Origin of the sequence: Armatimonas sp. (assembly GCF_031410135.1) — a bacterium.
GTDB lineage: Bacteria > Armatimonadota > Armatimonadia > Armatimonadales > Armatimonadaceae > Armatimonas.
In genome coordinates this window covers 1-6,498 of the sequence record NZ_JANNYP010000926.1, presented here as the reverse complement: position 1 = coordinate 6,498, position 6,498 = coordinate 1, and the positions used below count along the sequence as shown (strand labels likewise).

6 protein-coding genes are annotated in these 6,498 nt (G+C 59.1%); 4 read left to right on the top strand and 2 right to left on the bottom strand.

Going from position 1 to position 6,498, the window contains the following annotated elements; translation table 11 throughout:
* On the top strand, positions 1-1,074 hold a 1,074-nt coding region (locus tag RMO15_RS33060; RefSeq protein ID WP_309723598.1), incomplete at its 5' end, for a hypothetical protein.
* Here the strand turns inward: RMO15_RS33060 and RMO15_RS33055 are convergent.
* Positions 1,049-2,299, bottom strand: coding sequence for a GGDEF domain-containing protein (locus RMO15_RS33055; protein WP_309723595.1), 1,251 nt, complete (start codon positions 2,297-2,299; stop codon positions 1,049-1,051). The two genes, RMO15_RS33060 and RMO15_RS33055, sit on opposite strands and share 26 nt — an antisense overlap.
* A 21-nt stretch (positions 2,300-2,320) precedes the next feature.
* Entirely contained in the window at positions 2,321-3,604 is a 1,284-nt protein-coding gene (locus tag RMO15_RS33050) for a hemolysin family protein (RefSeq protein WP_309723592.1), read from the bottom strand.
* 73 nt (positions 3,605-3,677) lie between these two features.
* Here RMO15_RS33050 and RMO15_RS33045 point away from each other — a divergent pair, with 73 nt between their 5' ends.
* The 3 genes from RMO15_RS33045 to RMO15_RS33035 form a co-directional block, all read left to right on the top strand.
* A complete protein-coding gene (locus RMO15_RS33045) occupies positions 3,678-3,971 on the top strand; it encodes a hypothetical protein (protein WP_309723589.1) in 294 nt (97 codons plus the stop codon).
* Positions 3,972-3,998: 27 nt separating this feature from the next.
* Entirely contained in the window at positions 3,999-4,259 is a 261-nt protein-coding gene (locus RMO15_RS33040) for a hypothetical protein (protein ID WP_309723587.1), read from the top strand.
* Between the two features lie 17 nt (positions 4,260-4,276).
* On the top strand, positions 4,277-6,498 hold a 2,222-nt coding region (locus RMO15_RS33035; protein WP_309723584.1), incomplete at its 3' end, for a glycoside hydrolase family 2 TIM barrel-domain containing protein.

Sequence of the window (6,498 nt, the reverse complement as noted above, 5' to 3'; positions counted from 1 at the left end):
GCTTCCAGGCCTGCGGCTGGGACACCATCGAGATCGAGAAGTAGTCGGTACTCCTTGGCAGTTGTGGCGTACATTTCGGGGCATGGGCTGGGGCACTCGGCGCGGGAGGTGACGATCTTGCGGGACTTGCCTCAAGAGATTCCGCTCTACGTAAAGACAGTGGCTCCCGAGTGGTTCTGGTGTGCGGAAGTCAAGCGCCCCTTCACGCTGATTCCCGAGTCGTTTGATGTCGGCTGCCTCCAGACCGACTCCATGACGGTGGATCAAGCGGCGACAAAGGCGGCGGGGGAGGTACAGAACCAGCGCAACGAGGCACGCCGCGCCGATGAGATCGCTTGGCTGAAGTCTATTGGGGCGCGGTTGGTACTAACGGATGTCGCCTCGTTCCCCCTCACGCTGGGACTGCCCTCGGTGTGCGTGGCTAACTTTACCTGGGCCGATATCTACGCCGAGTACGCGGGCTTTGAGGACATTGTGGCGCAGCTGGAGGCGGAGTACGCTCAGGCCACTCTGCTGCTGGAAGCCGGACTGGCGCTGCCAATGTCTTATTTCCCTCACCGAGAGTCTGTCGGCCTCGTGGCGCGAGTCGGGGGGGGAGAGAGGGCGACGAATCAGGAGGGCCGCTCTGCCCTGATCTACGCGGGAAACTGGGGGATGCCTTTTCCCTGGACAAGCCTGGAGCGCTTTGTCGGCTGGACTTTCTACACGCTTACCCCGCCGCCAAAGCCCTGGCCCCATAACTTGGTGGTGCTCGCAAGGGAGACAAGGCGGCACGAGGACTTGGTGGCATCGGTGGACTGCGTGATCTCTAAGGCAGGCTATGGCCTTGTCGGGGAGTGCATGGCGAGTGGGACACCGCTACTCTACGGGCCGCGTACTGGCTTTGCCGAGTTTGCCGCGCTGGATGCGGCTCTGAAAGCCTGGGACGGTGGCATCCGACTGGAGAGTGAGGCGTTTCTGAGTGCAAGCTGGCCGCTGGAGAGCGTCCCCGCAAAGGGAAGTGTCTCTCCTCTTCCTGTGCCAGGGGCTGCTGCTATTGTCAAGCGCCTTAGGGAGCTTTGGCTTCCTGCTTGACCTGGCTCCAGTGTGTCACCTGGTTGCGGCCATTGCCTTTGGCGGTATAGAGAGCACTGTCGGCCTCGTGAACCAGCTCGGCGGAGGTTTTCTTCTCTTTGTTCATCGTTGACACGCCGATACTGGCGGTGATGGGACGGTTGGGCCAGTCGGAGCGTAGGAGCAAGGCACGTAGGCGCTCTCCCACAATCATGGCCTCATCAGCATCGGTGTGGGGCAGGATCAGGGCGAACTCCTCTCCCCCGTAGCGGGCCACCGTGTCGGAGAGGCGGGCGGTCTGCGCGAGGGCATGGGCCATGAGCCGTAGGATCACATCACCTGCCTGGTGCCCGAAAGAGTCGTTGTACTGCTTGAAGTGATCCACATCCAGCACCACCAGTGAGAGGGGAAGCCCGTAGCGCTGGGCACGCTGCCACTCAATATCGAGCCGGTTGTCGAAGGCGCGGCGGTTACTCAGGCCCGTGAGCCCATCCTCTTCGGTGAGCTCCCGAAGGCGCTCATTCTCACGCTGGAGGGTCTTTACACGCTGCACTTGAAAACGTCGCTCCACGCGCAAGAGCAAGTAGGCCAGCAGAAGAACAAGGGCAAAAAGCGTCGCACGGACAATCGCCTCCGCACGCAACCTCTGGCTCTCCAGCTCGTGTGCCTGCTCGCTTCGGTCGCTCGCCTTCTTGCTATCACGGGCGACAAGAGCAACACTTTTTTGAAGACGATCCCCTTCACGGGTGATCTCCTCAAGGGCCGCCAAGGCTTGACTGCTCTGCCCTGCCTCACGGAGCGCGGCGGCACTTTCGAGGCGGTTGAGATAGGCACTTGCCTGGGAAGGAAGCTGCTTGAGGCGTAGCTCCCGGGGGGCTCCAAAGTCCTGAGGGGCCGTCAAGTCACGGAGACCATCCGAGAGGGTGGTGTGTAGGCGACGGAACCGTGTGGCGTAGTCGGCCCGGCCCGTTCCTATGTAGGCAGCCTGACAGAGTTCCGCCTCATGAAGCTGGCTGGAAAGCTGGGCGACCTGGGTCTGGAGGCGTAGCTCCCGGCCAAACTGGCGCTGCTCCTCGTCAGCTTGGCTGGCTCCGCGCAGGGTCAGGCTGGTTCCCAGAGCAACGGCCAAGGCAGTGAGAACCAGCAAGCCGAGCCAGCGGACATTGGTGGGCTGACGCTCCACAACCAGCTCTGCCAGAGTCATCGGCTCGACATCGGTGGGGAGGGGCTGGGGCGAGAGTGCCATGGGGCTCTATTGTACCTCCAATTAGTCCGCGCGTTGGGGAGCTGTGACACTGACACGCACTTTTCGTACGCGGCGACCCGTCATCTCGACGACGGTGAGCTGCGCATTGCTGTACCCGACATTATCACCCACACGGGGTGAGCCATTGGTCTGTGTTAGCACCCACCCTCCCACGGTCTCTACCTCGGGCTCTTCTTCCGGGCTGGTAAGCTCCAGTAGGCGCTCTAGCTTCTCCAGAGGCATCCGTCCGTCCACCACCGAGGTTCCCTCGGGGCCAGACTCAATCTCAGGCCGCGTGGGATCGCGCTCGTCCATGATGTCGCCCACGATCTCTTCGAGAATGTCTTCCAGCGTGACGATTCCCTCGGTGCCGCCAAACTCATCCACTACCACGGCCATGTGCTGCCGTTGGCGCTGAAGCTCGCGCAGGAGCTGGTCAATGGGCTTCGTCTCAGGGACGCGGGGCAGGTCAATGACAATGCTGAGCAAGTCGCCACTCTTGAAGCGCAGTAGATCACGGATGTGGATCATCCCGATAATCTCATCGGTCGAGCCCGCTTCGCAGAGCGGGAAGCGCGTGTAGCCCGAGTTCTCCGCAATCTTTCGATTTTCCGCGAGTGGCTTGTCGGTGGAGAGAAAGACGATATCCGGGCGGGGCACCATGATCTCTTTCGCCTGCCGGTGGGCAAAGTCCAGCACGCGATGCACGAGCCCCACTTCCTCTTCTCCCAGAGCGCCGCCCTCACCGCTCTGCTCCACGATCAGGCGAATCTCGGCCTCAGAGACACTCTCATCGTCGCTGTGGTCAGTTTTGTAGCCAAAGGGCCGTAGGATCAGAGAGGCTAGCTTACCCATTGCCGCGAGGGGAAGCTTGAAGATTCGGTAGAAGATGTCCAGCGGAATGATCGTCGCCAGCAAGATCTTCTCTGCGTCTTTGATCGCCATCGTGGTGGGCACCAGCTCGCCGAGTACAAACTCCACAAGCGTGACGATCACCATGATCAAAACGGTAGAAACCCAGCTGGGAAGGCTGTGTAGAACGGGGCCAAGAAACGCATGTACCACATCGTGTCCCACACTACCGAGCACCACGGCGCAGACCATCACTCCAAATTTGGTGGCATGCAGATAGTGCGAGATATGGCGGGAGGCATAACGGGCACGCTCCGCACCAAATACTTTACGCGCCGCTAGCTCGTCCAAACGGGTGGTACGAACTTTCACGAGAGCCAGCTCTGCCGCTACAAAAAAGGCGGTCAAAAAGACAAGCAAGAGGGCCAGGAGGAGCTTAAATAAGTTATCCACGGGTTTTTAGGTGGTCTCTATTCTACCAGATACGCTCCTTGCCTGCCGTTAAATCGGTACAATGTTGATAATTATGGCATGGATTAAGACCGTTTCCGCGAGTGAGTCCGACGAAGTACGTGAGGCGATGCTAGCCCAGCGCCCGCTCTATCCGGCGGCCTACGCGGGTAGCCCGGAGAGTGCGGTGCGGCTCCCGAAGGCGGTGCTCGACGAGAGCATTGTGGCGTCGCACTCGCTGATTCCTGAGGCGCTGAAGCACGCATTCTCGACGTTTGGCGCTCTCATGAACCCTGAGCTGCCGCTCTCACGGCGGGAGCATGAGCTGATCGCCGCCACGGTTTCGTCGCTTAATAGTTGCTTTTACTGAACGGAGTCTCACGCAGAGTTTCTGCGTGTGGAGACGTTAGACGGGGCGCTCGCTGAGGCGATCAAGACGGACTGGCGCATGGCTCCGGGGCTGAGTGGACGGGAAGTGGCGATCCTGACCTACACGGAGAAGCTGACGCGCCATGCCTACAAGATACTCCCAGAAGATTTAGAGGCGCTCAGGGCTGTGGGGCTGGACGACACAGGGATCTTGCAGGTGAACCTGATTGCTTCGTGGTTTAACTACATCAATAGAGTGGCAGATGGCCTGGGAATTGGCAAGGCATAGACGTGCTACAATGACCTATGATGCGTTCCGTTCTGGCGCTACTGGCGCTGCTCGTGGTGGGCATGGCCCACGCTCAGGCTCCTGACTGGGAGAACCCAGCAGTGGTGGGGATTAACAAAGAAGCGCCCCGTGCCGAGATGGCTAGCTTTGAGAGCGTGAAGGCTGCGGGAGCGGTGGTGCGGGAGAGCTCCTCGTTTGCCAAACTCCTCAACGGGAACTGGAAGTTTAGCTGGGTTCCGAGGCCCGACGAGCGCCCCAAGAACTTTTTCCAGACGGATTTTGACGATAAGAGCTGGGCCACGATTGCGGTGCCGTCTTGCTGGGAGCTGAAGGGCTATGGCATCCCGATCTACACCAATATCACCTATCCCCACGCCAAGAACCCGCCGTTTATCGCCCACGAAAATAACCCCGTTGGCTCCTATCGTACGGAGTTTACGGTTCCCGAGAAGTGGGACGGACGCGAGGTGTTTCTGCGCTTTGGTGGGGTCTATAGCGCGTTCTATGTCTGGGTGAATGGCAAGAAAGTGGGGTACTCCGAGGATAGTAAAGACCCAGCGGAGTTTCGTATCACCAAGTATCTCAAGCCGGGTAAGAACTTACTGGCTGTTGAGGTCTATCGCTGGTGTGATGGGAGCTACTTAGAAGACCAGGACATGTTCCGCTACTCGGGGATCTTCCGTGACGTGTGGCTCCACTCGACCCCTAAAGTCCAGATTCGGGATTTCTTCTGCAAGCCCGAACTCGATAGTCAGTACCAAGATGCCACCCTTAAGACGCGGGTCTGGATTCGAAATCTCTCGGGGGCACGCTCCGAGGGGCGCAAAGTGGAGGTCAGTCTCTACGATAAGATCGGCAAGCGCATCGGGCTGACCGAGGCACTCATTGATGGTTTCCCCAGTGGCCAAGAGCGTAGCGCCGAGGTTTCGCTCAAGGTGGAAAAACCGGCGAAGTGGACCGCGGAGACACCCAATCTCTACACGGTCGTCATGGCCCTCAAAGACGAGAACGGTACGGTCTACGAGGCGACCTCGACCCGAATCGGGTTCCGTAAGATCGAGTGGCAGACAGGGGTCTTTACGATAAATGGTCAGCCGGTGAAGATCAAGGGAGTCAACCGGCACGAGCACGATCCGGATACAGGGCGTACCCTCTCGCTGAAGAGCATGACCAAAGATATTCAGCTCATGAAGCGCTTCAATATCAATACGGTGCGCTGTGCCCACTACCCCAACGATCCCCGCTGGTACGACCTGTGCGACCGCTATGGGCTCTATGTGATTGACGAGGCCAATATCGAGAGCCACGGCATGGGCTATGGCAAAGAGAGTCTGGGCCACGACGTGAAATGGCAAAAAGCGCATCTGGATCGCACCGAGCGCATGCTCCAGACCCATAAGAACCACCCGAGTATTGTGATGTGGTCGCTGGGCAATGAGGCGGGGCCGGGCGTGAACTTCGCTGCTACCGCGAAGCTTGTCGAGAGACTAGATCCATCGAGGCCTATCCACTACGAGCGGGATAACTCAGTGACGAGTGTGGATAGCGTGATGTATCCCACGGTGGACTATGTGATCAATGCAGGCAAACAAAACTCCAAAAAGCCGTTTTTTGTCTGTGAGTACGCCCACGCGATGGGCAATGCCGTGGGCAACCTCGTCGAGTATGTGGCGGCCTTTGACAGCTCGCCGCGCAACATGGGTGGCTGTATCTGGGACTGGGTAGACCAGGGCCTGACCAAAAAAGCACCGGGTGGCGAGAGCTACTTTGCCTACGGTGGCGACTTCGATGACAAGCCCAACGACGGAAACTTCTGCTGCAATGGGCTAGTGACTCCGGATCGGAAAGTGACTCCGAAGCTCTATGAGGTCAAGAAGTGCTACCAGAACGTGGCCATTGTCGCTGATGATCTTGCGGCGGGCCGGGTGCGTGTCACCAATAAGTTTAGCTTCACGGATCTGAAGGAGTACATTCCTCACTACATTGTCGCCGAAGATGGCAAGCCCATTGCCAGCGGCGATCTGGCCCCCGTGAGCTGCCCACCTGGCGAGACCGTGTCTTTGACTCTACCCCTCAAGCGCCCGACCCTCCGGCCCGGTGCGGAGTACTTTGTGACGGTCTCGTTTCGGGTCAATAAGGCCACGGACTTTCTGGAAGAGAACTTCGAGATTGCCTGGGAGCAGCTCAAGCTTCCCTGGCAATCCGGGCCTGCGCCTTTTATCACGTTGTCTGCACTTGA